The sequence below is a fragment of the Mucilaginibacter sp. genome (assembly GCF_041663085.1).
Classification (GTDB): domain Bacteria; phylum Bacteroidota; class Bacteroidia; order Sphingobacteriales; family Sphingobacteriaceae; genus Mucilaginibacter.
The window spans coordinates 1-22,494 of record NZ_JBAZRC010000071.1 but is presented as its reverse complement, the minus strand read 5'-3'; the positions used below and the strand labels follow the sequence as shown (position 1 = coordinate 22,494).

22 protein-coding genes are annotated in these 22,494 nt (G+C 44.5%); 19 read left to right on the top strand and 3 right to left on the bottom strand.

Annotated elements, in window-relative coordinates:
• The 17 genes from WC615_RS13840 to WC615_RS13760 form a co-directional block, all read left to right on the top strand.
• On the top strand, window positions 1–193 hold a 193-nt coding region (locus WC615_RS13840; protein ID WP_372978680.1), incomplete at its 5' end, for a GMC oxidoreductase.
• 97 nt (window positions 194–290) lie between these two features.
• Window positions 291–1,970 (top strand): GMC oxidoreductase, encoded by a 1,680-nt coding sequence (locus WC615_RS13835; protein ID WP_191176315.1) that lies wholly within the window; start codon window positions 291–293, stop codon window positions 1,968–1,970.
• A gap of 21 nt (window positions 1,971–1,991) precedes the next feature.
• Complete coding sequence (locus WC615_RS13830) at window positions 1,992–3,431, top strand: Gfo/Idh/MocA family protein (RefSeq protein ID WP_372978679.1); 1,440 nt, start codon at window positions 1,992–1,994, stop codon at window positions 3,429–3,431.
• Window positions 3,432–3,491: 60 nt separating this feature from the next.
• Entirely contained in the window at window positions 3,492–4,064 is a 573-nt protein-coding gene (locus WC615_RS13825; RefSeq protein ID WP_372978678.1) for a gluconate 2-dehydrogenase subunit 3 family protein, read from the top strand.
• Between the two features lie 121 nt (window positions 4,065–4,185).
• On the top strand, window positions 4,186–5,355 hold the full coding sequence (locus tag WC615_RS13820; protein WP_372978677.1) for a Gfo/Idh/MocA family protein: 1,170 nt from the start codon (window positions 4,186–4,188) through the stop codon (window positions 5,353–5,355).
• Window positions 5,356–5,358: 3 nt separating this feature from the next.
• Window positions 5,359–6,411 (top strand): sugar phosphate isomerase/epimerase family protein, encoded by a 1,053-nt coding sequence (locus tag WC615_RS13815; RefSeq protein WP_372978676.1) that lies wholly within the window; start codon window positions 5,359–5,361, stop codon window positions 6,409–6,411.
• 17 nt (window positions 6,412–6,428) lie between these two features.
• On the top strand, window positions 6,429–6,860 hold the full coding sequence (locus WC615_RS13810) for a c-type cytochrome (RefSeq protein WP_372978675.1): 432 nt from the start codon (window positions 6,429–6,431) through the stop codon (window positions 6,858–6,860).
• Between the two features lie 35 nt (window positions 6,861–6,895).
• Window positions 6,896–8,146, top strand: coding sequence for a nucleoside permease (locus WC615_RS13805; RefSeq protein WP_372978674.1), 1,251 nt, complete (start codon window positions 6,896–6,898; stop codon window positions 8,144–8,146).
• Between the two features lie 2 nt (window positions 8,147–8,148).
• Window positions 8,149–9,033 carry a hydroxypyruvate isomerase family protein gene (locus WC615_RS13800; RefSeq protein ID WP_372978673.1) on the top strand — a complete coding sequence of 295 codons (885 nt, stop codon included), beginning with the start codon at window positions 8,149–8,151 and terminating at the stop codon, window positions 9,031–9,033.
• A gap of 56 nt (window positions 9,034–9,089) precedes the next feature.
• Window positions 9,090–9,965: a sugar phosphate isomerase/epimerase family protein gene (locus tag WC615_RS13795; RefSeq protein ID WP_372978672.1), complete on the top strand. Its 876-nt coding sequence runs from the start codon at window positions 9,090–9,092 to the stop codon at window positions 9,963–9,965.
• A 27-nt stretch (window positions 9,966–9,992) separates the two neighbouring features.
• Window positions 9,993–10,757 (top strand): DUF1080 domain-containing protein, encoded by a 765-nt coding sequence (locus tag WC615_RS13790; RefSeq protein WP_372978671.1) that lies wholly within the window; start codon window positions 9,993–9,995, stop codon window positions 10,755–10,757.
• A 180-nt stretch (window positions 10,758–10,937) separates the two neighbouring features.
• Window positions 10,938–15,098 (top strand): two-component regulator propeller domain-containing protein, encoded by a 4,161-nt coding sequence (locus WC615_RS13785; RefSeq protein ID WP_372978670.1) that lies wholly within the window; start codon window positions 10,938–10,940, stop codon window positions 15,096–15,098.
• 52 nt (window positions 15,099–15,150) lie between these two features.
• On the top strand, window positions 15,151–15,936 hold the full coding sequence (locus WC615_RS13780; protein WP_372978669.1) for an NIPSNAP family protein: 786 nt from the start codon (window positions 15,151–15,153) through the stop codon (window positions 15,934–15,936).
• Between the two features lie 10 nt (window positions 15,937–15,946).
• Window positions 15,947–17,404, top strand: coding sequence for a phytoene desaturase family protein (locus WC615_RS13775; protein WP_372978668.1), 1,458 nt, complete (start codon window positions 15,947–15,949; stop codon window positions 17,402–17,404).
• 93 nt (window positions 17,405–17,497) lie between these two features.
• Window positions 17,498–18,328 carry a 5-dehydro-4-deoxy-D-glucuronate isomerase gene (kduI, locus tag WC615_RS13770; protein WP_372978667.1) on the top strand — a complete coding sequence of 277 codons (831 nt, stop codon included), beginning with the start codon at window positions 17,498–17,500 and terminating at the stop codon, window positions 18,326–18,328.
• A gap of 6 nt (window positions 18,329–18,334) precedes the next feature.
• A complete protein-coding gene (locus WC615_RS13765) occupies window positions 18,335–19,150 on the top strand; it encodes an SDR family oxidoreductase (RefSeq protein ID WP_372978666.1) in 816 nt (271 codons plus the stop codon).
• A 15-nt stretch (window positions 19,151–19,165) separates the two neighbouring features.
• Window positions 19,166–19,765, top strand: a complete 600-nt coding sequence (locus WC615_RS13760) for a TMEM175 family protein (protein ID WP_372978665.1) — start codon at window positions 19,166–19,168, stop codon at window positions 19,763–19,765.
• On the opposite strand, the gene WC615_RS13755 is transcribed toward WC615_RS13760, so the two are convergent.
• On the bottom strand, window positions 19,758–20,405 hold the full coding sequence (locus WC615_RS13755) for a YceH family protein (RefSeq protein WP_372978664.1): 648 nt from the start codon (window positions 20,403–20,405) through the stop codon (window positions 19,758–19,760). The two genes, WC615_RS13760 and WC615_RS13755, sit on opposite strands and share 8 nt — an antisense overlap.
• 57 nt (window positions 20,406–20,462) lie before the next feature.
• Here WC615_RS13755 and WC615_RS13750 point away from each other — a divergent pair, with 57 nt between their 5' ends.
• Together WC615_RS13750 and WC615_RS13745 are read left to right on the top strand one after the other, a co-directional pair.
• Window positions 20,463–21,269, top strand: coding sequence for an NAD(P)H-binding protein (locus WC615_RS13750; RefSeq protein WP_372978663.1), 807 nt, complete (start codon window positions 20,463–20,465; stop codon window positions 21,267–21,269).
• Between the two features lie 41 nt (window positions 21,270–21,310).
• Entirely contained in the window at window positions 21,311–21,700 is a 390-nt protein-coding gene (locus WC615_RS13745) for a hypothetical protein (RefSeq protein WP_372978662.1), read from the top strand.
• Between the two features lie 142 nt (window positions 21,701–21,842).
• On the opposite strand, the gene WC615_RS13740 is transcribed toward WC615_RS13745, so the two are convergent.
• Together WC615_RS13740 and WC615_RS13735 are read right to left on the bottom strand one after the other, a co-directional pair.
• Window positions 21,843–22,235, bottom strand: coding sequence for a group III truncated hemoglobin (locus WC615_RS13740; protein WP_372978661.1), 393 nt, complete (start codon window positions 22,233–22,235; stop codon window positions 21,843–21,845).
• A 147-nt stretch (window positions 22,236–22,382) separates the two neighbouring features.
• Window positions 22,383–22,494, bottom strand: a 112-nt coding sequence (locus WC615_RS13735; protein ID WP_372978681.1) for a family 16 glycoside hydrolase, incomplete at its 5' end; no start/stop codon positions are given.

The window sequence follows — 22,494 nt, the reverse complement described above, 5'->3', positions numbered from 1 at the left end:
GCGTATGGGTATCGACCCAAAAACATCAATGCTTGATAAGTGGCACCGCCTGCACGCCTGTAAAAATGTATACGTTACCGACGGGGCAAGCATGACATCAACCAGTTGCCAAAATCCATCGCTTACTTATATGGCTTTTACCGCCCGCGCGGTCGACCATGCCATAGGCGAAATGAAAAAAGGCAATGTGTAAAAAAAACACAATGAAAAAAGATTTGTAAAATAATTTTTATTCATACATTAGACGGAACAACCAATTACGTAATAAATTTATTTAACGCTATACTTTTATGTCTACAAACACTTATGACGCAATAGTCATTGGTTCAGGTATCTCAGGCGGCTGGGCTGCAAAAGAACTGACCGAGAAGGGCTTAAAAACCATCATGTTAGAGCGCGGTAAAAATATCGAGCACATTAAAGATTATGTTAATGCCAACAAAGGCCCGTGGGAATTTGAACACAGGGGCGGCCGAACGCAAAAGATGATCGAGGATTATCCCGTTTTAAAACGCGATTATCCGCTAAATGAAACTAACCTTGACTATTGGACCAACGAAAAAGAGAGCCCGTATACCGAGATCAAACGTTTCGATTGGTTTAGGGGGTACCACGTAGGCGGCCGCTCGTTAATGTGGGGCAGGCAATCATATCGCTGGCACGATACCGATTTTGAAGCTAATGCAAAAGATGGTATTGGTACCGACTGGCCTATCCGTTATAAGGATCTGCACGACTGGTATGGTTACGCAGAAAGATTTGCCGGTATCTCTGGTAATAAAGATGGCGTTCCAATTCTTCCGGATGGCGATTTTATGCCGCCAATGGATATGAACATTGTAGAAAAAGATGTTCAGAAACGTTATAAAGAATTTTATAAAGATTCAAGGCACTTCATTATTGGCCGTACAGCCAACATCACTGTGCCTCATAACAACCGTACTAACTGCCAGTACCGTAACAAGTGTTGGTTAGGTTGTCCGTTTGGTGCTTATTTCAGCACGCAGTCGGCTACATTGCCTGCGGCAATGGCAACCGGTAATTTAACACTTCGCCCGTGGTCAATCGTAACCAAGATTATTTACGATAAAGACACCAAGAAGGCTAAAGGTGTTGAGATATTGGATGCTGAAACCAACAAAACATATGAATTTTTCGCCAAAATAGTTTTCGTTAACGCATCAGCATTAAACAGTGCCTGGGTATTAATGAACTCGGCTACCGATGTATGGGAAGGTGGTTTAGGCAGCAGCAGCGGCCAATTGGGTCATAACCTAATGGACCACCACTTAGGTGTAGGTGCAGGCGGCCGTGTAGAAGGCTTTGAAGATAAATACACCTTTGGCCGCAGGGCTAATGGTATTTACATACCGCGTTACCGCAACTTAAATGGCGAAAAGCGCGATTATATCCGTGGGTTTGGTTACCAGGGTGGTGGCAGCCGCAGTGGCTGGGGCCGTGATATTGCCGAACTGAATATCGGTGGCGACTTTAAAGACGCATTAACCGAACCGGGAAGCTGGGGCTTTGGTATGGGTGGTTTCGGCGAAACTCTTCCATATCACGAAAACCGCGTTTACCTGGATAAAACCAAAAAAGATAAATGGGGCTTGCCAATTTTGGCCATTGATGCAGAGTGTAAAGATAACGAGCGTAAAATGCGTATCGATATGATGAACGATGCAAAAGAAATGCTGGAGAATGCTGGTGTTAAAGATGTACAAACCTACACATCAGAGCCGGTATTAGGCCGTGGTATCCATGAAATGGGTACAGCACGCATGGGCCGCGATCCAAAATCATCAGTATTGAATGGTAACAACCAGGTTTGGGATGCTAAAAACGTATTTGTAACAGATGGTGCCGCTATGGCTTCGGCAGCATGCCAAAACCCATCGCTTACATACATGGCGCTTACCGCCCGCGCAGCTGATTTTGCTGTAAAAGAATTGAAAAAAGGTAACATTTAACAGTATTGAAATTCGACTACAATGACTGAAGAAAAAGAGACTACAACAAACGACAGTACCAGCCCGTCAAGGCGGGACTTTATTAAATCGGGTGCGCTGGCAGCTGCAGGCTTTATGATTGTACCACGCTTTGTATTAGGCGGTACCGGTTATACAGCACCAAGCGATATGCTTAACATAGCCGGTGTAGGTGCGGGCGGTAAAGGCGAGAGCGATATTGCCAACTTTGCAAAAAGCGGTAAAGCAAACATCGCTTTCCTGTGTGATGTTGACGATCGCCGTGCTGCAAAATCAAGAGCTGCATTCCCTAAAGCCAAATACTATAAAGACTGGCGCGAAATGTATGATAAGGAGCACAAAAACTTTGATGCCGTATCGGTATCAACTCCCGATCATAACCACGCTATTATAACCTATCATGCCATGACGCTGGGTAAACACGTTTACGTGCAAAAACCATTAACGCATGACATTTGGGAAGCCCGTTTATTAACAGAAGCGGCCAAAAAATATAAAGTAGTTACACAAATGGGCAACCAGGGGGCATCAAACGATGGTACCCGTTTAATGTCTGAATGGTATGATGCCGACCTGATTGGTGATGTACATACCGTTTACTGCTGGACAAACCGCCCCGTGTGGCCACAAGGTATTAAATGGCCCGACCCGCAGCCAAATATCCCAAAAGAACTTGATTGGGACCTTTGGTTAGGTACAGCGCCTAAAAAAGATTATGTAGATAAATTAGTGCCGTTTAACTGGCGCGGATGGTGGGATTACGGAACCGGCGCCCTTGGCGACATGGGCTGCCACCTTGTTGAAGCACCTTTCCGTGTATTGGGTATCCAGTATGCAAAAGATGTACAGGCAAGCGTAGGTAGTGTTTATGTTGATGAGTTTAAACAGGGCCATTTCCCTGAAAGCTGCCCGCCGTCTAGCCATATTACATTAACTTTCCCTAAAACAAACAAAACCAAAGGCGATGTTACCCTGCACTGGATGGACGGTGGTATACAGCCCGAAAGGCCAATTGAATTAGGTGCAAGCGAAAAATGGGGTGGCGAAGAAGGTAACGGTACATTATTTATCGGTACAAAAGGTAAAATGTATGCAAGTACCTACTCTGACGCAGCAACGTTATTGCCAAAAGAACGTACCGCAAGTGCAAAAGCGCCTCAGAAATGGGCGCGTGTACCGGGCGGTGCTAATGGCCACTACGCACAGTGGGTAGAAGGTTGTATAGCAGGTTATGGTAAAACCGAGTTAAGCTCCTCGTTCGAGAAAGCCGGCCCGCTTACCGAAGCATTGTTAATGGCTAACCTTGCAGTACGCGGCCATGAATTAAAAGGCGGAAGCATTAAATTAAACTGGGATAACAACGCCATGAAGGTTACAAACTTTGATGCTGTTAACCAATACATTAAACGCGAATACCGCCCTGGTTTTGAGTTAAAGGCATAGGCCTATACCTTAAAACCACTGAATCAATAAAATAATATTAACTCATAATTCTATAAAAAAATGAATAGAAGAGACGCGATAAGCAGAGTTGGTTTGATACTTGGAGGAACGGTAATTGGTGCCGAGCTCTTCATATCAGGCTGTAAATCAGGCAGCACAGTAAATACTGAGGACCTGTTTGCTAAAGATACTACCGCATACTTAAATGAGGTGGGCGAAACCATTTTGCCTGAAACAAAAACACCGGGCGCAAAAGCGGCAAATGTTGGTGGTTTTATGGCTATCATGGTTAGGGACTGTTACACAGAAGCCGACCAAAAGATCTTCAAGAAAGGCCTTTCTCAGTTAGAAGAGGCCAGCAACAAAAAGTTCAAAAAAGGCTTTTTAGAGGCTGATGCCAAACAACGTACCGAACTTTTGACAGATCTGGATAAAGAAGCTAAAGATTACTCAAAAAGCAAAAAGCCTGAGGATCCTAACCACTACTTCTCGATGATAAAACAATTAACCCTGTTAGGGTTCTTTACATCAGAAGTTGGCGCTACAAAAGCCTTGCGTTATGTACCGGTACCGGGCAAATACGTAGGCGATTACCCTTACAAAAAGGGCGACAGGGCCTGGGCGCTTTCATAAGGAACTTTAAATAAGCCCTTTCTGCCTTTGGCATAAGGGCTTTACTTTTAAATCAAAATTTATACTTTTAGAACCTCTTAGCTACACCGCTAAGGGGTTTTAAAAAGTTTATCCACACACTATGAGTAACAGAAAATTGCGCATGGGCATGATTGGTGGCGGTAAGGATGCCTTTATAGGCGCCATACACCGTATTGCAGCCAACATGGACGGCCAAATTGAGCTGGTTTGCGGTGCCTTGAGCATGCACCCGGAAATAGCACAGGAAAGCGGACGCTTGCTTTTCCTGCCTGAAGACAGAATTTACAACACTTACGACGAAATGTTTAAGGCCGAGGCTCAAAAGCCGGCTGATGAACGTATGGACTTTGTAACCATTGTTACACCAAACTTTGCCCATTTTGCCCCGGCAATGCAGGCTTTGGAGAATGGCTTTAACGTGGTGATTGAAAAACCCATCACCTTTACTTTAGAAGAAGCCCAACAGCTAAAAGCTAAGGTAGAAGAAACCGGGCTGTTGTTGTTGCTTACCCACACTTATGCGGGTTACCCCATGGTAAAAGAGGCTAAGCAAATTGTTAAAAGCGGTAAGCTTGGTAAAGTAAGAAAGATCTACGTTGAATATATACAAGGCTGGTTAAGCCGCCTGTCAGAGCGTGAAGGTAACGCGGGCGCAGCATGGCGAACCGATCCTAAAAAATCTGGTAAGAGCGGTTGCATGGGCGATATTGGCACACACGCCGCCCACCTGGCCGAATATATCTCCGGATTAAAAATAACCGAGCTTAATGCCTCATTAAATATCGTGGTTGATGGCCGCATGCTTGATGATGATGGTGCGGTACTATTGCGTTTTGAAGAAGGCGCAACCGGTACACTTATTGCATCGCAAGTGGCTGCAGGTGAGGAAAACGCGCTTAAAATTCGTGTTTATGGTGAAGAAGGCAGCCTGGAATGGGCGCAAATGGAACCAAATACACTTACCGTTAAATGGATAGATAAACCGGCAGAAACTTTAAGGGCCGGTAGCAATTATGCAGACAGGTTATCACCCTATGCCACATCAAACTGCCGTACACCTGGGGGCCACCCGGAAGGTTACCTGGAAGCATTTGGCAACCTTTACCGCAATTTTGCTTTAACACTTAGCGCTAAAATTGCAGGCGAAGAACCAAAAGCAGAATGGCTTGATTTCCCTTCTGTAGACGACGGGATAAGGGGCATGGCTTTTATTAATAATGTTGTTGCCTCTAACGGGAGTAACGAAAAATGGACAAAATATACCATCTAACGTATGAACACCATTAAAGGACCGGCCATATTTTTAGCCCAGTTTATTGGAAACGAAGCACCGTTTAATGACTTGAAATCGATTTGCCAGTGGGCAGCGGGTTTGGGTTATAAAGGCGTGCAACTGCCAACCAATGATCTGCGTTTTATTGACCTGCAAAAAGCAGCCGATAGCAAAACATATGCTGATGAGATAAAAGGTATTGTGAACGAAGCCGGTTTAGAGATAACTGAGCTATCAACACACCTTCAAGGCCAGCTGGTAGCGGTTAATCCCGCTTACGATAGCCTTTTTGATGCATTTGCCCCCGATAAAGTTAAAGGCAATCCTGCCGAAAGGCAAAAATGGGCGGTATCGCAATTACATGCTGCAGCAAAGGCATCAAAAAACTTAGGGTTAAACGCACACGTTACTTTTAGCGGCGCGTTAATTTGGGGCATGGTTTACCCTTGGCCGCAACGCCCCGCCGGTTTGGTTGATGCTGCTTTTGATGAACTGGCAAAACGCTGGGAGCCCATCCTGAACGTATTTGATGAGAACGGAATTGACCTTTGTTACGAGATCCATCCGGGCGAAGACTTGCACGATGGCGTTAGCTACGAAAGATTTTTGAGTAAAGTTAACAACCATAAGCGCGCTAACTTGTTATATGATCCGTCGCACTTTGTATTGCAGGCTATGGATTACCTGGAATACATTGATATTTACCACGAACGCATTAAAATGTTCCACGTAAAAGATGCGGAATTTAACCCTACCGGAAGGCAGGGCGTTTACGGGGGGTATTCGGATTGGATTGACCGTGCCGGCCGTTTCCGCTCGTTAGGCGATGGGCAGGTTGACTTTAAAGGCATTTTTAGCAAGCTAACCCAGTACGATTATAAAGGTTGGGCGGTGCTTGAATGGGAGTGTGCTTTAAAGAATTCAGAAGATGGCGCACGCGAAGGTGCACAATTTATAAAAGACCATATCATCAGGGTTACAGATCGTGCCTTTGATGATTTCGCTGCATCTGGCAGCGATGACGCATTTAACAGATCACTATTAGGACTATAAATTTAAAAAACGCAACAATGAAAAAGGTATTCATAATATTAGGTATAAGCTTAGCTTTAGCTGCATGTGGCGGCAATAAACCTGCCGAGGGCGACAAAAGTGATAGCGCGGCATCAAGCAACAATAACGCTGTAGCACAACAGCCAAACGCAGATACCTCTGCAACCAAAATAGGTACTGATAACAATAGCGGAACATCTGGCAACAAAGGCGAAACTTTAATGGCAAACAGCGATTGCAATACCTGCCATAATGCACAAAGCAAAATTATTGGCCCTGCGCTGGTTGATATCGCCAAAAAATATAAAGAATCTGACGTAGATATGCTGGCCGAAAAGGTTATTAAAGGCGGCAGCGGCAACTGGGGCACTGTACCAATGACAGCACACGCTGATCTTCCTTTAGCTGATGCGAAAGAGATGGTAAAATATATTTTATCAGTAAAATAATACTAAAACCTAACCAATTTAAACCAAAACCAATTATGACCGTAACAACACGCGTTAAGTTATCTACCATGATGTTCCTGGAGTTTTTTATCTGGGGTGCATGGTTTGTAACAATGGGGACTTATTTAGGCAAAACATTAGGTGCAACCGGTGTACAAAACGGTAATGCTTATGCAACACAATCATGGGGCGCAATCATTGCACCCTTCATTATTGGGTTAATTGCCGACAGATTTTTCTCGGCCCAAAAAGTTTTGGGTATTTTACATTTAACCGGCGCGGCGTTGCTGTATTATATCACCACTATCCCCAATTTTGATGGCTTTTTCCCCATTATATTGGCTTACATGATTGTTTATATGCCAACACTGGCATTGGTCAATTCGGTATCGTTTAAGCAAATGGCAAACCCGAGTAAAGAATTTCCGCCTATCCGTATATTCGGTACCGCAGGTTGGATCATTGCTGGTTTAACCATTGGCTGGCTTGGCTGGGAACAAAGCAATTCATTAGTGTTAACCTTTAAAATGGCGGCTATTGCTTCATTGGTATTAGGTTTATTAAGCTTTACTTTACCTGCTACACCTCCGGCTAAAAAAGGTCAGAAAACTTCATTAAGTGATATTATGGGTTTAGATTCCATAGGCTTATTAAAGAACAGGTCATACCTTATTTTCTTCCTGGCTTCGGTAGCTATATGCGTGCCTTTGGCATTTTACTACAACTTTACTAATCCGTTCCTTAACGAGGTTGGTATGAAGGCTGCTGCCGGTAAACAATCAATGGGGCAGATCTCCGAGCTTGCTTTTATGGCCCTGATGCCTTTGTTTTTTGTACGCCTTGGCGTTAAAAAAATGCTGGCTGTGGGTATGATTGCGTGGGTATTACGTTACATATTTTTTGCTTACGGCGATACCGGTTCAAACTACTGGATGCTGATAGCTGGTATTGTGATGCATGGTATATGCTACGATTTCTTCTTCGTAACAGGCCAGATATATACCGATAACCTTGCAGGCGAACGTTTTAAAAGCGCGGCACAAGGTTTTATTACACTGGCAACTTACGGCGTAGGGATGCTTATCGGTTCGTACATTTCAGGGCCAATAGTAGATCATTGGAAAATATCTGACACCGCTCATAACTGGACAACCATTTGGCTGATACCTGCCGGTATAGCAGCATTTGTATTCCTGGTGTTTGTTATCTTCTTTAAAGATACTAACCAGATACAAACACAACCGGGCTTGGATATTGAAGAACCACAAGGCAGGGTAGAAGTATAGTTATGGCAGGTACAAACAGAAGATCGGCAATAAAGAATTTGCTTGCGGGCACCGCGGCAATCAGCACAGCAGGCATGCTGTCGTCTTTTAAACCCGGCGAAAAAGAATTAATGGCTGATAAATTAAAAGGTAATATAAACCATGCGGTATGCCGCTGGTGCTACGGCGATATATCTGTTGAACAGCTTTGCGCCGCGGCAAAAGATATCGGCATAAAAGGCATCGACCTGGTTGGACCAGAAGACTGGCCTACATTGAAAAAGTACGGCTTGTTCTCATCCATGTGTAATGGCGCCGAGATAAACCTTACCGATGGTTTTGGCGATACACAGTTTCACGCGCAGCTGCATAAACAGTATAGCGCTATGATACCGAAGGTTGCGGCGGCAGGCTATAAAAACCTGATCTGCTTTAGCGGTAGCCGCCGTGGTAAAACGGATGAGGAGGGCTGGAAGAACTGCGTGGAAGGTTTAAAACCTATGGTAAAACTGGCCGAACAGCATAACGTTGTTTTGGTAATGGAACTGCTTAACAGCAAAATAGATCATAAAGATTACCAGTGCGACCATACCGCCTGGGGCGCCGAACTTTGCAAAAGGTTGGGATCGGAAAACTTTAAGCTGCTGTACGATATTTACCACATGCAGATAGACGAAGGGGATGTGATTCGTAATATACGCGAGCATCATCAGTATATTGCGCATTACCATACAGGCGGCGTACCGGGCCGTAATGAAATAGACGAAACACAAGAGTTGTTTTACCCCGCAATTATGCGCGCAGTTTTAGAAGTAGGGCACAAGGGTTTTGTTGCGCAGGAGTTTATCCCCAAGCAAAAAGACAAATTGTTATCCCTACGCAAGGCAGTGCATATTTGCGATGTTTAAACCTTAAGTAGGCCGGCAAGTCTATTACAAACACTACATCAACCAAAATAAATATAATGACGAGCAGAAGAACATTTTTAGCACAGGCGGGCATCGTATCCGCAGGTATGGTGCTTGCACCTCAGTTACTTTTGGCAAAAAGCAAAAACGGCGTAGGCTTGCAACTATATAGCTTACGCGATCAATTACCGAAGGACCCAAAGGGCGTAATTGCCAAAATTGCTAAAGCTGGCTACAGCGAAGTTGAAACATTTGGTTACTCAAAACAAAATGGCTTTTGGGGACTTAGCGCAAAAGAGTTTAGTACAGTATTAAAAGCCAACGGGTTAAAAACGCCAAGCGGCCACTATGGTATAGATGAGTTTTTTGGTACCGGTAAAATGGACGAGTTTAACAGCTACATTGAGGCTGCTAAAATCATCGGCCAAACCTATATAGTGATACCGGGCTTAAACCATGATTTTATTAAAACTGCTGCCGATTTTAATTCGATAGCCGATAAAATGAATAAAGCCGCTGCTATTTGTAAAACGCATGGTTTAAAACTGGGCTACCACAACCATAATTTTGAGTGGAAAGAAACCGAAGGCACAACCTTTTACGATACCATTTTAGCTAAAACAGATCCAACGCTTGTAAGCATGGAAATGGATATTTACTGGGTGGTACGGGCAGGTCATGATCCGGTTAAGATCTTCGAAAAACATCCGGGCCGTTTTGCCATGGTGCACGTTAAGGATATGGATAAAGCCAATAATGAATTGAATACCGAAATTGGCAGCGGAAGTATCGACTTTAAAACAATATTGGGTAAGGCACAGCTTGCCGGCATCAAACACTTTATTGTTGAACAGGAAAACTTCACCAATATCGATCCATACAAGAGTATAGCGCAAAGCAGTGCTTACATGAAAAACTCGTTGCATATTTAATTTAGCCAATCAATTAATTATAAATAAATGAAATACAGGATAATTTTAACCGCATTGCTAACAGGAGGAGCCTTTATGGCTAATGCACAAAATAAACCCGAGGATACCGAAAAATGGGAGCCGGTACCACCGGTGGTTACAGCAGGTAAAGTTGTAGGTGAAGCACCTTCAGACGCCGTTGTTTTATTTGACGCTAAAAGCGGCCTTAGCCAATGGAAAGATGTGGCAAGCGGCGGAGATGCAAAATGGGATGTAAAAGGCGATGTACTAACAGTAAATAAATCGTCAGGTAATATCGAAACTAAAAAGTCATTCGGCAGCTACCAGTTACATATTGAGTGGAAAGTGCCTGCAAACATTACAGGTACAGGCCAGGGCCGTGGTAACAGCGGTGTTTTCTTAGCCTCTATTGGTAAAGGGGATGACGGTTATGAGTTACAGGTATTAGATTCGTACAATAACAAAACATACGTTAACGGTATGGCCGGCAGTATCTACAAACAATTTATACCACTGGCTAACCCAACCAGGCCACCGGGTGTATGGAACGTTTATGACGTGATCTGGACAGCCCCAACCTTTGATGGCGATAAAGTAAAAACCCCGGCCCGTGTAACCGTACTATTTAACGGTGTATTGGTTGAAAACAATATTGAGCTTTTAGGCCCAACACAATATATAGGCACACCTGCCTACAGGAAGGCTCATGGCCCGTCGCCAATTAAATTACAGGCACACGGCGATAAAAGCGAACCACTTAGCTTCCGTAACATTTGGGTTAGGGAACTGTAATAGTATTTTTAACCTTTAGTAAAAAGCTTACCATACCGGTAAGCTTTTTTTATTTTAGAGAAATTTCGGTATTGTTTCTTTTTTGCATATTTTGAACTTATTATAATATGCTTCGTATAAGCTAATTGTAAACCAAATAAACCCTTAATAAATTTTATTATTTACAATTTGCGGTATTGAATGTATAAGCATTTTATAACAATCATTCTGGTGCTTTGTGCTTTAACCGGCTTGGCGCAAAACCAAAGCCTGAAATTTGAGCATATAGGCGCAAACGAGGGTTTGTCGCAAATAAATGTGTCAACCATTATGCAGGATAGCCGCGGGTTTATGTGGATAGGGACACGCGATGGCCTCAATAAGTATGATGGTTACAGCTTTACCACTTACAGGCACGATGCGCAGGACCCCCAATCAATAACCAGCAGCATGGTAGCCGATATGGTGGAGGATAAGGAGGGGAATATTTGGGTGGCAACTATTATAGGCCTGAATAAGATAGATCGCAAAACCGGCCGTATCATCCAATATAAACACGATGATAAAACCCCCAACTCCATATCCAACAATATACTAAACAAACTTGCAGTTGATGAAAAGGGCAATATCTGGATAGCCGGCCAGGGAGGTTTGGATTACCTGGATACCCATAATAACACGTTTAAACATTACAGGCATATTGATAACGACGCAGGTACCCTGAGCGACAATAACGTAAGTTTTGTATATGTAAGGGCCGATAATAGTGTTTGGGCAGGCACTTTTAACGGCGGGCTGCATCTTTTAGAAAAGAAAACCGGGACATTTAAAAAGTACCTGTACGACCTGCAAAACCCTAAGAGCATATCAAGTAATAACATCAGTTGTATTTTTGAGGATAGCAAGCGCCGCTTATGGGTAGGTACTCAAAATGCCGGGGTTAACTTGTTTGATGAAAAAAGCAGATCATTCACCCATTATCAACACATAGAAAGGGCTGAGAATGGAATTACCAGCAATAACATCTACTGCTTAAATGCCGACGCGAACGGAAACCTGTGGATAGGAAGTGATAACGGCGGCCTTTGTATTTTAAACCCCGAAACAGGGTATGTAACGCGCTATCAGCATGATGATATAGACAAGAACAGCCTGAACGGAAATACGCTTTACAGTATTTGTAAAGACAGGTTAGGGAATATGTGGCTCGGCGCCTACAGCGGGGGGATAAATGTGGTTAGGCGCAGTATGGCCAGTTTTCCGCATTACAGGCATAGCTCGGATGCCAACAGCCTGTCAAATGATTTTGTGCTGGCCCTTTACGAAGATCCACAGCAGAATTTATGGGTAGGTACAGATGGTGGCGGTTTAAATAAATTTAACCATAAGCAAGGCACTATAACCCATTATACCCAAAACAAAAATGAGAAAAACACCATCACAGGTAACTATGTGCTTACCGTTAACCAGGATTACGAAGGGGATTTTTGGATAGGTACCTGGGCAGATGGATTAAGTATATTTAACCCCAAAACCAATGTTTTTACCAATATTAAAAACAACCCTAATAACCCCAACAGCCTGGGGGGGAATAATATTTACGCGCTTGTACATTCAAAAGACCACACCACGTGGATAGGCACCTATAATGATGGTTTAACCCATTACAATAAGAAGACTAAAAAATTCACGGTCTATAAAAACAATCCCGACGACCCGCATAGCCTGAGCAGCGACAGGGTTTACTCCTTACTGGAAGACAGTAAGAATAACCTGTGGGTTGGTACTTTTGATGGTGGCTTAAACTTACTGGACAAGGAAACCGGTAAATTCACACGGTTTCAGTACAATAGCAAAAAAAATAGTATAAGTAACGATAACATCCCCGATATTTTTGAGGATAGCAAGGGTAATATTTGGTTCAGTACATTTTCGGGCTTAAACCTGTTCGATCCTGTTAAAAAGCATTTTACCAACTTTTCAAAAAAAGATGGTTTGCCAAGCGATATCATTTACGCCGTACGCGAGGATGACAGCGGTAAATTATGGATCAGCACAAACAACGGCCTTTCGGTTTTTGACAGGGCTAAACACACCTTTAAAAATTACAGTATAGAAGATGGTCTGCAGGAGAAGGAATTTAAGTCGCATTCATCCTTCAAAGGCAGTAATAACAAGCTTTACTTCGGCGGCGTAAACGGGTTTAATGCTTTTACCCCGGGCCAGATACTAAAGCCGCAGGGTTTTTCGCCATTGGTTATTACTGCTTTCCAATTGTTTAATAAAACAGTGGCGCCTGCTAAAGATAAAGACGATAATTCGCCGCTTAAGCAGGATATAGAAGATGCCCGCTCTATTACGCTCAATCATAAGCAATCGGTTGTATCACTGGAATTTGCTGCACTTGACTATACTTCACCCGATAAAAAAAAATATGCGTATATACTGGAAGGCTTTGATAAGGAATGGAACTATGTAGGTTCGCGCAATACAGCAACCTATACAAATTTACCTGCCGGCACCTATGTTTTTAAACTGAAGTATCAAAACCCGGCGGGGTTTTGGTCGCCGGTTACCTCGGGCCTCGAAATTATCAGCACACCACCATTCTGGTTAACCTGGTGGTTTAAAATACTTGGCGTAGTAATAATAGCTGTACTCATCTACATCATATTTATTGTGCGTATACGATCAATAAAAGCGCAGAAAGCCATATTGGAGCAACAGGTAGAAGACCGTACCCTTCGCCTTGCCGAGATGACAAATGAAGAGCGCGTTTTGCGTGAAGATGCAGAGAAAGCCCGCGAGGAGGCCGAAAAAGCGAACAAAGCTAAAAGTATTTTCCTTGCCACTATGAGCCATGAGATCCGTACACCAATGAATGGTGTGATGGGTATGGCAACGCTTTTGGCAAATACCAAACTGAATGCCGAACAACAGGAATATACTGAAACGATAAAAAACTGTGGCGATTCGCTGCTCAATGTCATAAACGATATATTGGATTTCTCTAAGATAGAATCGGGCAATATGGAGCTGGACGAGCAGGATTTTGACCTGCGCGAGTGCATAGAAGCCGTGCTTGATGTTTTTGCCGGAAAAGCCGCCCGCTCAAACCTCGATCTGGTTTACCAGGTAGAACACAATGTGCCTTCGCAAATTATTGCAGATGCCTTTAGGCTTAGGCAGGTGCTCATCAACCTGGTAGGTAACGCTGTTAAATTTACTGCCAAAGGCGAGGTGTTTATTTGTGTAAAACTAAAAGGTAGCCGGGATAATCAGTTCGACCTGATGTTTGAGATCCGCGACACGGGTATAGGTATCCCGCCAAATAAGATAGGCAGGCTGTTTAAGGCATTTTCGCAGGTGGATTCAAGCACCACCCGTAAGTACGGCGGCACTGGTTTAGGCCTCGCTATCAGCGAAAAGCTGGTAAACTTAATGGGGGGCGAAATTGGCGTTAAAAGCAAAGTAGGCAAAGGCACAACCTTCTCTTTTAATATATTGGCCAGGCCCGGTGTAAAGGCACAGCGTAATTATGTGCATTTAAACACTGCCGAGATCCAAAATAAGCATATACTGGTTGTTGATGATAACAAAACCAACCGCGATATACTGGAAGAGCAATTAAAGCAATGGAACTTTATCCCGGTTATGGCAGCATCAGGCATGGGTGCTTTGAAGGCGCTGGAGAAGAATGCCAATATCGACCTCATTATATCAGACATGAACATGCCCGAATTGGATGGGGTTGAACTGGCCCGCAAAATACGCGGGCATAGCCAGGTACCCATTATACTGCTTACATCAATGGGTAACGAACAAAGCCGCAATAACGCACATTTGTTTAATGTAGCCTTAACAAAGCCCACTAAACACCAGTTGCTATACAAACATATTATTGAGCAGCTGAAAATAAGTAACGATGTAAAAACAGAGGTGCTGCCTGTTAAAACGCCATTCTCTGAAGATTTTGCCAGGGTACACCCGATGACGATACTAATAGCCGAAGATAATGCCATCAACCAAAAGCTTGCAAAATATATTCTCAATAAAATGGGCTACAAGCCCGATATTGTTGAGAACGGGCACGAAGCTATCAACGCCACGGTAAATAAGAAGTACGATCTGATACTGATGGACGTACAAATGCCCGAAATGGACGGTCTGGAGGCCACACGTTTTATTCGCCAGAACATGGAGCACCAGCCTGCAATTATTGCCATGACGGCTAATGCCATGGTAGAAGATAGAGAAGAATGCCTTGCCGCTGGTATGAATGGCTACTTAAGCAAGCCTTTAAAGCTGCAGGAACTGATGGATATTTTGGCTGGCTGGGGTGCAAATAAAGTAGCACAGTAATAAATGCAGTTGTGTTGTTTTTTAGATAAATTAGCTCGCAAAATATTTCGTCATGCTATCTTATAAAAAACTCTTTTGCTTTGCGGTATCTATCGTATTACTTATACTTTCTTCGCCAATGCTGATAGCGCAACCCGGGGGCTATTATTACCAGATAAAGGTCTATCATTTTAAAACCCCGGCGCAGGAAAGTACACTTGATAATTACCTGAAAACTGCTTATTTGCCCCTGCTGCACCAAAAAGGCTTTAAAAATATTGGCGTTTTTAAGCCGGTAGAAACAGACACCACCGACAGGCGTATTTACGTTTTTATCCCTTTTAAAAGTTGGAAAAGCATCGAAACCCTTAATTCCACGGCCGGGGAACCAAACAGCTTTGCTGCAAACAACCAGGATTATACCAACGCCGCTTACAATAAACCGCCGTATAGCCGATTGGAAATCATTTTGCTGACTGCATTTGTAACCCGCCCACAACCCGCTGCCCCCAAATTAACAGGCGAAAAGGCCAAACGTGTGTATGAATTGCGTAGTTACGAAAGCCCTACCGAGGCTTTGCATTATAATAAAGTACGCATGTTTAACAGCGGCGAAACCGATCTTTTTGACAGGCTTGGGTTTAACCCTGTATTTTATGGCAGCGTTATTGCAGGTAGCCATATGCCTAACCTGATGTACCTGACCACCTTTAACGATAAGGCCGACAGGAAAAAACATTGGGATGCTTTTGGCAAGGATGCACAATGGAAGGATCTTTCATCGCGAAAGGAGTTCCAGAACAATGTATCTAAAGCGGATATAACATTTTTATATCCTGCGGATTACTCGGACTTTTAAAGAGATGCCCATGGCCCGCGAAAAAAAAGATTTTGATGCTATTGTAATTGGCTCTGGCCCCAACGGGCTGGCTGCAGCTATACTAATGCAGCAAAAAGGGCTTTCTGTATTACTGCTCGAGGGTAAAAGTGAGATAGGCGGCGGGCTGCGCTCGGCAGAGTTGACATTGCCCGGTTTTAAGCACGACATCTGTTCGGCGATACACCCATTGGCCGCAGCTTCGCCTTTTTTTAAAACATTACCGCTGGCTAATCATGGCCTGAATTATATTTACCCGGAGATAGATGCCGCGCACCCTTTAGAGCATGCAAATTCGGCTTTTTTATGCCGTAGTATTGATGAAACAGCGCAGCACTTAGGTGCCGATGAAAAAGCCTACAAAAAGCTGATGGGTTCGGTAACCAAAAACTGGCCTTTGATAGATGCGGATGTATTAGGCCCGCTGCATTTTCCAAAACATCCGCTGGCACTGGCAAGTTTTGGGCTGGATGCCATGAAACCCGTAACCCTGTTAGCAAAAAGCTTTAAAACCAAGCAGGCAAAAGCACTTTTCGCCGGTATGGCGGCGCATGCTATACAACCTTTAACCAACATGGCTACATCAGCCATAGCACTGGTATTGATGGCCGCCGGGCATTTGCAAGGCTGGCCGGTGCCTGTAGGGGGCTCAAACAGTATAGCAAATGCACTGGCGTCTTACTTTGTGTCGCTGGGGGGGAAGATAGAGACCAATACTTACGTAACATCATTAGATCAACTACCGTCGGCACACGCGCTTTTGTTTGATATCACCCCAAAACAATTACTGCAGATTGCCGGGCATAAGTTCTCGTCAATTTATAAATGGCAGCTGGAACGTTACCGCTACGGCATGGGCGTTTATAAAATAGACTGGGCTTTAGATGAGGCTATTCCGTTCACATCCGATGGGTGCAGAAAAGCGGGCACCATACACCTTGGCAATACCCTGAATGAGATTCGCGATGCCGAACAGCAAACCTGGAGCGGCAAACATCCGGATAAACCATACGCGCTGTTGGCACAGCAAAGTATTTTTGATAGTACCCGTGCACCAAAAGGCAAACATACCGCATGGGCATATTGCCACGTGCCAAACGGTTCAAAACACAACATGACGGAAGCCATTGAAAAGCAGGTAGAGCGTTATGCACCAGGCTTTAGGGATATTATTTTGGCCAAACATACGATGGATGCCATGGAGATGGAAGAATACAACCCCAACTATATTGGCGGGGATATCAACGGTGGGGTGATAGATATTGGGCAGCTGTTCACCAGGCCGGTGCTGCGTTATTCGCCATACAAAACTTCGGAGAAGGGCATGTACATTTGTTCGTCATCAACGCCTCCGGGTGGTGGTGTGCACGGTATGTGTGGATACTATGCCGCTAAAAAGGCCTTGAAAGATGTGTTTGATATTACTGACGATAGTTTGGCCCGTCAATAACCTGCACCGGTTGTTAGTTGGTAGCAGCGATGAAAGATACCGTGTATTAGCGGGTAAATTGTTATTTTGTTTAATAAAATTAAAGCTGCCGTTTTGAAAGTATTACATAGTGTACATCCCGGGGATTTTAAAAGTTACGATACGCAAAAGATCCGTGAGAATTTTTTAATGGAGAACCTGGTTGAGCCCGGCAAGGTAAACCTTGTTTACACCCACTACGACAGAATGATCGTTGGCGTGGCTAATCCGGCTGGTGAAAAGATCACCCTGCCTAATTATCCTAACCTGCGTGCCGATTATTTTTTAGAGCGCCGCGAAATGGGGATCATTAATGTTGGTGGTAATGGCGAGGTAATTGCCGATGGCAAAACCTACCCTGTTAATAAACTCGATTGCCTTTACTTGGGCAAAGGGGTAAAAGAGGTGCTTTTTGCAAGCAGCAATGCAGCACAGCCCGCTGTTTTTTATATCCTGTCGGCACCGGCACATTCCGTAAATGCAACCACGTTATTATCAAATGCCGAAGCAGTGAAGGTAACCCTGGGCAGCCCGGCTACAGCAAACCAGCGTACCATAAACAAATATATCCACAACGAAGGGATAAAAAGCTGCCAGCTGGTAATGGGTTTAACTATTTTGCACGAAGGCAGTGTTTGGAACACCATGCCCGCACACGTGCATGACCGCCGCATGGAAGCCTATTTTTATTTTGATTTACCCCAGGGGCAAAAGATATTTCATTATATGGGCGAGGCACAGGAAACCCGCCACATTATAACAGATAATTACAATGCGGTAGTTTCACCGCCATGGAGTATTCATTCGGGTAGCGGTACCGCCAGCTATAGTTTTATTTGGGGCATGGCAGGCGAAAACCTCGACTATACCGATATGGATGCTTTAGCGATAACAGATCTAAGATAATAAAGCATGAACAACAGATATTCGCTGGAAGGCAAAGTTGTAGTAGTAACCGGCGGTACCGGCATATTAGGTAATTCGTTTGTGAACGGTATTGTAGAGGCCGGTGGAGCGGTTGGTATATTAGGTCGTAACAGGCAGGTTGCCCAGGAGCGTGCCGATGCCGTCAACCAAAAAGGCGGTAAAGCTATAGCACTGATTGCGGATGCCATGAGCGAAACCGAACTGATTGCCGCGCGCACAGTGCTGCTTGATAAATTTGGCCGATTAGACGGGCTTGTAAACGCCGCAGGAGGCAATATGCCGGATGGGGTGCTACAGCCCGACGAAGATATATTCAGCATGAAAATAGATGGCATGAAAAAAGTAACCGACCTGAACCTTTGGGGCACACTTATCCCTACACAGGTATTTGGAGAGGCTATTGCCAAAACGGGAAAGGGTAGTATCGTCAATATCTCATCCATGAATTCAAAAAGGGCCATTACAAAAGTGCTGGGCTATAATATGGGTAAAGCCGCGGTTGATTGTTATACGCAATGGTTTGCGGTAGAGCTGGCTAACCGTTATGGGGATGCCATCCGAATGAATGCCCTTGCCCCGGGCTTTTTCCTTACCGAACAAAACCGTAACCTGCTTACCAAACCCGAAGGTGGCTACACCGAAAGGGGCGAACTGGTTATAAAACAAACACCCTTTAAACGTTTTGGCCACCCGGATGAGCTGATAGGCGCACTGGTTTGGCTATTAAGTGATGCATCGGCATTTGTAACCGGTTCTATGATCTGTGTTGACGGCGGGTTTTCTATATTTGGGGGTGTATAAAGCAATAACATACTTATGGGTAAAGGACGTTTAGAGGCATTTAGCGATGGGGTACTGGCAATTATCATCACCATTATGGTGTTAGAGCTTAAAGTGCCTCATGATGCCAGTTGGGAAGCTTTGCGCCATCTTGGGCCGGTTTTTTTAAGCTATGTGCTTAGTTTTGTTTATGTAGGCATCTACTGGAATAACCACCACCATATGATGCACGCGGCAAAGTCTGTTAACGGCGCTATTTTGTGGGCCAACCTGTTTTTGCTGTTCTGGCTGTCGCTTGTTCCTTTTGTAACGGCATGGATGGGCGAGAACCATTTTGCACAGTTGCCCGTTATTTGCTATGGCGCAGTGCTGATCATGAGTTCGATATCCTACGGTATATTGGTGCGCGTACTGGTTAAACATCATGGCGAAAACTCGGTACTTGCCCGCGCTGTAGGCAGCGATACCAAGGGAAAGATCTCCACAGGTATCTATGCCGCGGCTATCGTGGTATCATTTATCCATTCGTGGATAGCTTTTGGCATGTACTTTATAGTCGCCCTCATCTGGCTAATTCCCGACAGGCGCATAGAGCGTAAATTAGCCGACGAAAACAACGGGCATCACCCTAGCTAAGCTCTTGCATCAGTTTATCAAAAGCCTCTTTTAGTTCGGCCAGTTCGGTTTCTACCTTACTCAGGCGTTCTTCAAGTTCAGATGTTGAAGCGCGGCGCGATGGTTCGTCCTGCGTGTCATCTTCAACAATAGTACCGCCTAAAAGGTGGCGATAGCGCACTTCTTTTTGTCCGGGGCGTTTTGGCAGCTGCAAAACGTATGGCATATCGCCGGTGGCCAGTTTTTCCAGCATGGCCTGTACCTCGTCCAGGTCTTCAAACTCATACAACCTGCCCGAGTTCGTGTTGATCTCGCCCGGGGTTTGCGGCCCGCGCAGTATCAGCAAACATATCACCGCCACCTCTGATGGCACCACCGGGAAAACAATGCCAAAGTTGTGTTTATACTTGGTGGCCCTGCTGCTGCCGCCTGTAGCGGTAGATATTAGCCCTTTACGTTTTAACGTATCCAATGCCAGCATAACGGTGTTCTCGTCATAATCAACCACGGGCCTGCGCGCGGTTTTCTGGTTGCAGGCGGCGGTAAGCCCGTTAAGTGTCATGGGGTAATAATCGGGCGTGGTTTTGCTTTTTTCCATCAGCGAGCCCAGTACGCGTAGTTCGGTATCGGTTAAAACAGGTAAAGTTTGCGGTGTGTCCATTCACAAATATAACAAGTGGTTTCAAACTGAAGGTATAGTGTTTATCTTCGTCCCAGTATGACGGTTAGTATTTTAGGTTGCGGATGGTATGGATTAGCATTAGCAAAGGCACTTGTTGCCAACGGTGTTGTAGTTAATGGCTCTACCACATCGCCGGATAAACTTGACACGCTTCAAGCCGAAGGGATTTCCCCCATCATTATTGATCTGTCGGCAGAGAACACAACCCTGAATCCTGCTTTTTTTACCTGTGATGTTTTAATTATAGCTATCCCACCCAAAAGCCGTCCAGGGGAAGGGGCGGAGTACGTTCATAAACTGCAGCGTGTTATTGATGCTGTTAATCAGGGCAGCGTTAAAAAGGTTATCCTCATCAGCTCTACAGGTGTGTACGCCGAGCAAAACATGGAGCTGAATGAGCTAAGCGACCCTAAACCCAACACGCCATCGGGATTGATACTTTTTAATGCCGAAGAACTTTTCAGGCAGCAAACCGGTTTTAGAACAACCATCATCCGCTTTGGCGGCCTTGTTGGCCCCGGCCGCGACCCGGGCAGGTTCTTTGCCGGCAAAAAAGATGTACCTAACGGCCTGGCACCTGTAAATATGATCCACCAGGATGATTGCATAGGCTTTACGCTTGCTGTGATGGCTAAAGATGCTTTTGGATATACCCTGAATGCCTGTACACCGCACCACCCGCCAAAGTTTGCCTTTTATGCACAAGCCGCTGCCAAAGCCGGACTGGAGCAACCCGAATTTATACCTGAGTTGAAAGAATGGAAGATCATCAGCAGCGTAAATGCAAATGAGGTACTTGCATACGATTTTAAGATAAAAAACTGGTTTGAATGGTTGGCTTAAGCTGCTGAACAAATTAGATATTTTATTATTTTAGCGGTACCATGTCACAATACAGCATTCCACTTAAGTACCGCCGGATGGAGAACCTCCATATTGTTTTTTGGCTTTTTAAAGATATTGGCTGGTGCTTGTTCTGGAAACCACTGGGCATTGTCATGATATTCCCCACATTGATCATATCCATCGTTATTGCTTACCGTACGCGGCAAATGGCGTCAGAGTTATTCCATAACCTGGCCATCACGTTTTGGATAAGCGCAAATTCTTATTGGATGATCAGCGAGTTTATGAAGTTTGATGCCCTGCAGGTTTACGGCTGGATAACCTACAAACACCTGGCGCTGATACCGTTTTTTATGGGCGTGTTTTGCCTGGTGTATTATTACGCTGTCTGGCAGCCAAGGCATCCTAATGAAATAGAGACAATGTAAGAGGGGTAACCACAGAGGTCGTCGCTGGCGCAAGCTTTCAGCTTGTTACTAACCATAAAGTCAGCTTTCAGCTGACACAAGCTGAAAGCTTGATATATGTTTTCACACAAGATACGCTACGCTAATCTTGCGCGAGCAATAGCTAAACTATATTCAACGGATTTTTCCTGAAATGTTCAATTTTGGCCATAAACATAATTGCCATTTTATTGGCGCGCCATTTAGCTTCGGTTGCTTTATCACCGCTAAACAATTCATCAACTGTTTTGGTAAATAAAGCAAGCCACTGCTCAAAATGTTCGGGGCCCACGGGTAGTTGCGCATGCGGCGGGAAGGGACGGCCATCGTAAGTATACTCTTCTAACAAAACTGTTTGCCAAAAACGGTACATTTTATCCAGGTGTATGGGCCATCTATCCTGGATGCGCTCATTAAAAATCGGGCCCAATAACTCGTCCGTTTGTATCCTTTGGTAAAAGGTATCTACAAGCAGTTTAATGTCATCAAGCGTTAAAATTTCCTGGCGGGATTGCATAGGGTAAAGGTAGTTATTAAGTCAGCGAAGTGCGCAATTCAAAAGTCCGCAGAAAGTAAAAGATAATTATCGCTGGCGCAAGCTGAAAGCTTGATACATGGTTTCACACAAGATACGCTGCGCTAAATCTTGCGCGAGCAATTGAATCTACAACCTTTTTATCTCCACTTTTTTAAACCATACATCCGCGCCATGGTCCTGCAGGGCTATGCGGCCTTTTTTGTAAGTGCCAAAGCCCGGCCATTCTTTAAACTTACTG

Excerpts from the sequence above, each read along its gene's own strand:
- WC615_RS13835 (WP_191176315.1), top strand. The coding sequence starts at position 291 with ATGTCTACAAACACTTATGACGCAATAGTCATTGGTTCAGGTATCTCA.
- WC615_RS13830 (WP_372978679.1), top strand. The coding sequence starts at position 1,992 with ATGACTGAAGAAAAAGAGACTACAACAAACGACAGTACCAGCCCGTCA.
- WC615_RS13825 (WP_372978678.1), top strand. The coding sequence starts at position 3,492 with ATGAATAGAAGAGACGCGATAAGCAGAGTTGGTTTGATACTTGGAGGA.
- WC615_RS13820 (WP_372978677.1), top strand. The coding sequence starts at position 4,186 with ATGAGTAACAGAAAATTGCGCATGGGCATGATTGGTGGCGGTAAGGAT.
- WC615_RS13815 (WP_372978676.1), top strand. The coding sequence starts at position 5,359 with ATGAACACCATTAAAGGACCGGCCATATTTTTAGCCCAGTTTATTGGA.
- WC615_RS13810 (WP_372978675.1), top strand. The coding sequence starts at position 6,429 with ATGAAAAAGGTATTCATAATATTAGGTATAAGCTTAGCTTTAGCTGCA.
- WC615_RS13805 (WP_372978674.1), top strand. The coding sequence starts at position 6,896 with ATGACCGTAACAACACGCGTTAAGTTATCTACCATGATGTTCCTGGAG.
- WC615_RS13800 (WP_372978673.1), top strand. The coding sequence starts at position 8,149 with ATGGCAGGTACAAACAGAAGATCGGCAATAAAGAATTTGCTTGCGGGC.
- WC615_RS13795 (WP_372978672.1), top strand. The coding sequence starts at position 9,090 with ATGACGAGCAGAAGAACATTTTTAGCACAGGCGGGCATCGTATCCGCA.
- WC615_RS13790 (WP_372978671.1), top strand. The coding sequence starts at position 9,993 with ATGAAATACAGGATAATTTTAACCGCATTGCTAACAGGAGGAGCCTTT.
- WC615_RS13785 (WP_372978670.1), top strand. The coding sequence starts at position 10,938 with ATGTATAAGCATTTTATAACAATCATTCTGGTGCTTTGTGCTTTAACC.
- WC615_RS13780 (WP_372978669.1), top strand. The coding sequence starts at position 15,151 with ATGCTATCTTATAAAAAACTCTTTTGCTTTGCGGTATCTATCGTATTA.
- WC615_RS13775 (WP_372978668.1), top strand. The coding sequence starts at position 15,947 with ATGGCCCGCGAAAAAAAAGATTTTGATGCTATTGTAATTGGCTCTGGC.
- WC615_RS13765 (WP_372978666.1), top strand. The coding sequence starts at position 18,335 with ATGAACAACAGATATTCGCTGGAAGGCAAAGTTGTAGTAGTAACCGGC.
- WC615_RS13760 (WP_372978665.1), top strand. The coding sequence starts at position 19,166 with ATGGGTAAAGGACGTTTAGAGGCATTTAGCGATGGGGTACTGGCAATT.
- WC615_RS13755 (WP_372978664.1), bottom strand. The coding sequence starts at position 20,405 with ATGGACACACCGCAAACTTTACCTGTTTTAACCGATACCGAACTACGC.
- WC615_RS13750 (WP_372978663.1), top strand. The coding sequence starts at position 20,463 with ATGACGGTTAGTATTTTAGGTTGCGGATGGTATGGATTAGCATTAGCA.
- WC615_RS13745 (WP_372978662.1), top strand. The coding sequence starts at position 21,311 with ATGTCACAATACAGCATTCCACTTAAGTACCGCCGGATGGAGAACCTC.
- WC615_RS13740 (WP_372978661.1), bottom strand. The coding sequence starts at position 22,235 with ATGCAATCCCGCCAGGAAATTTTAACGCTTGATGACATTAAACTGCTT.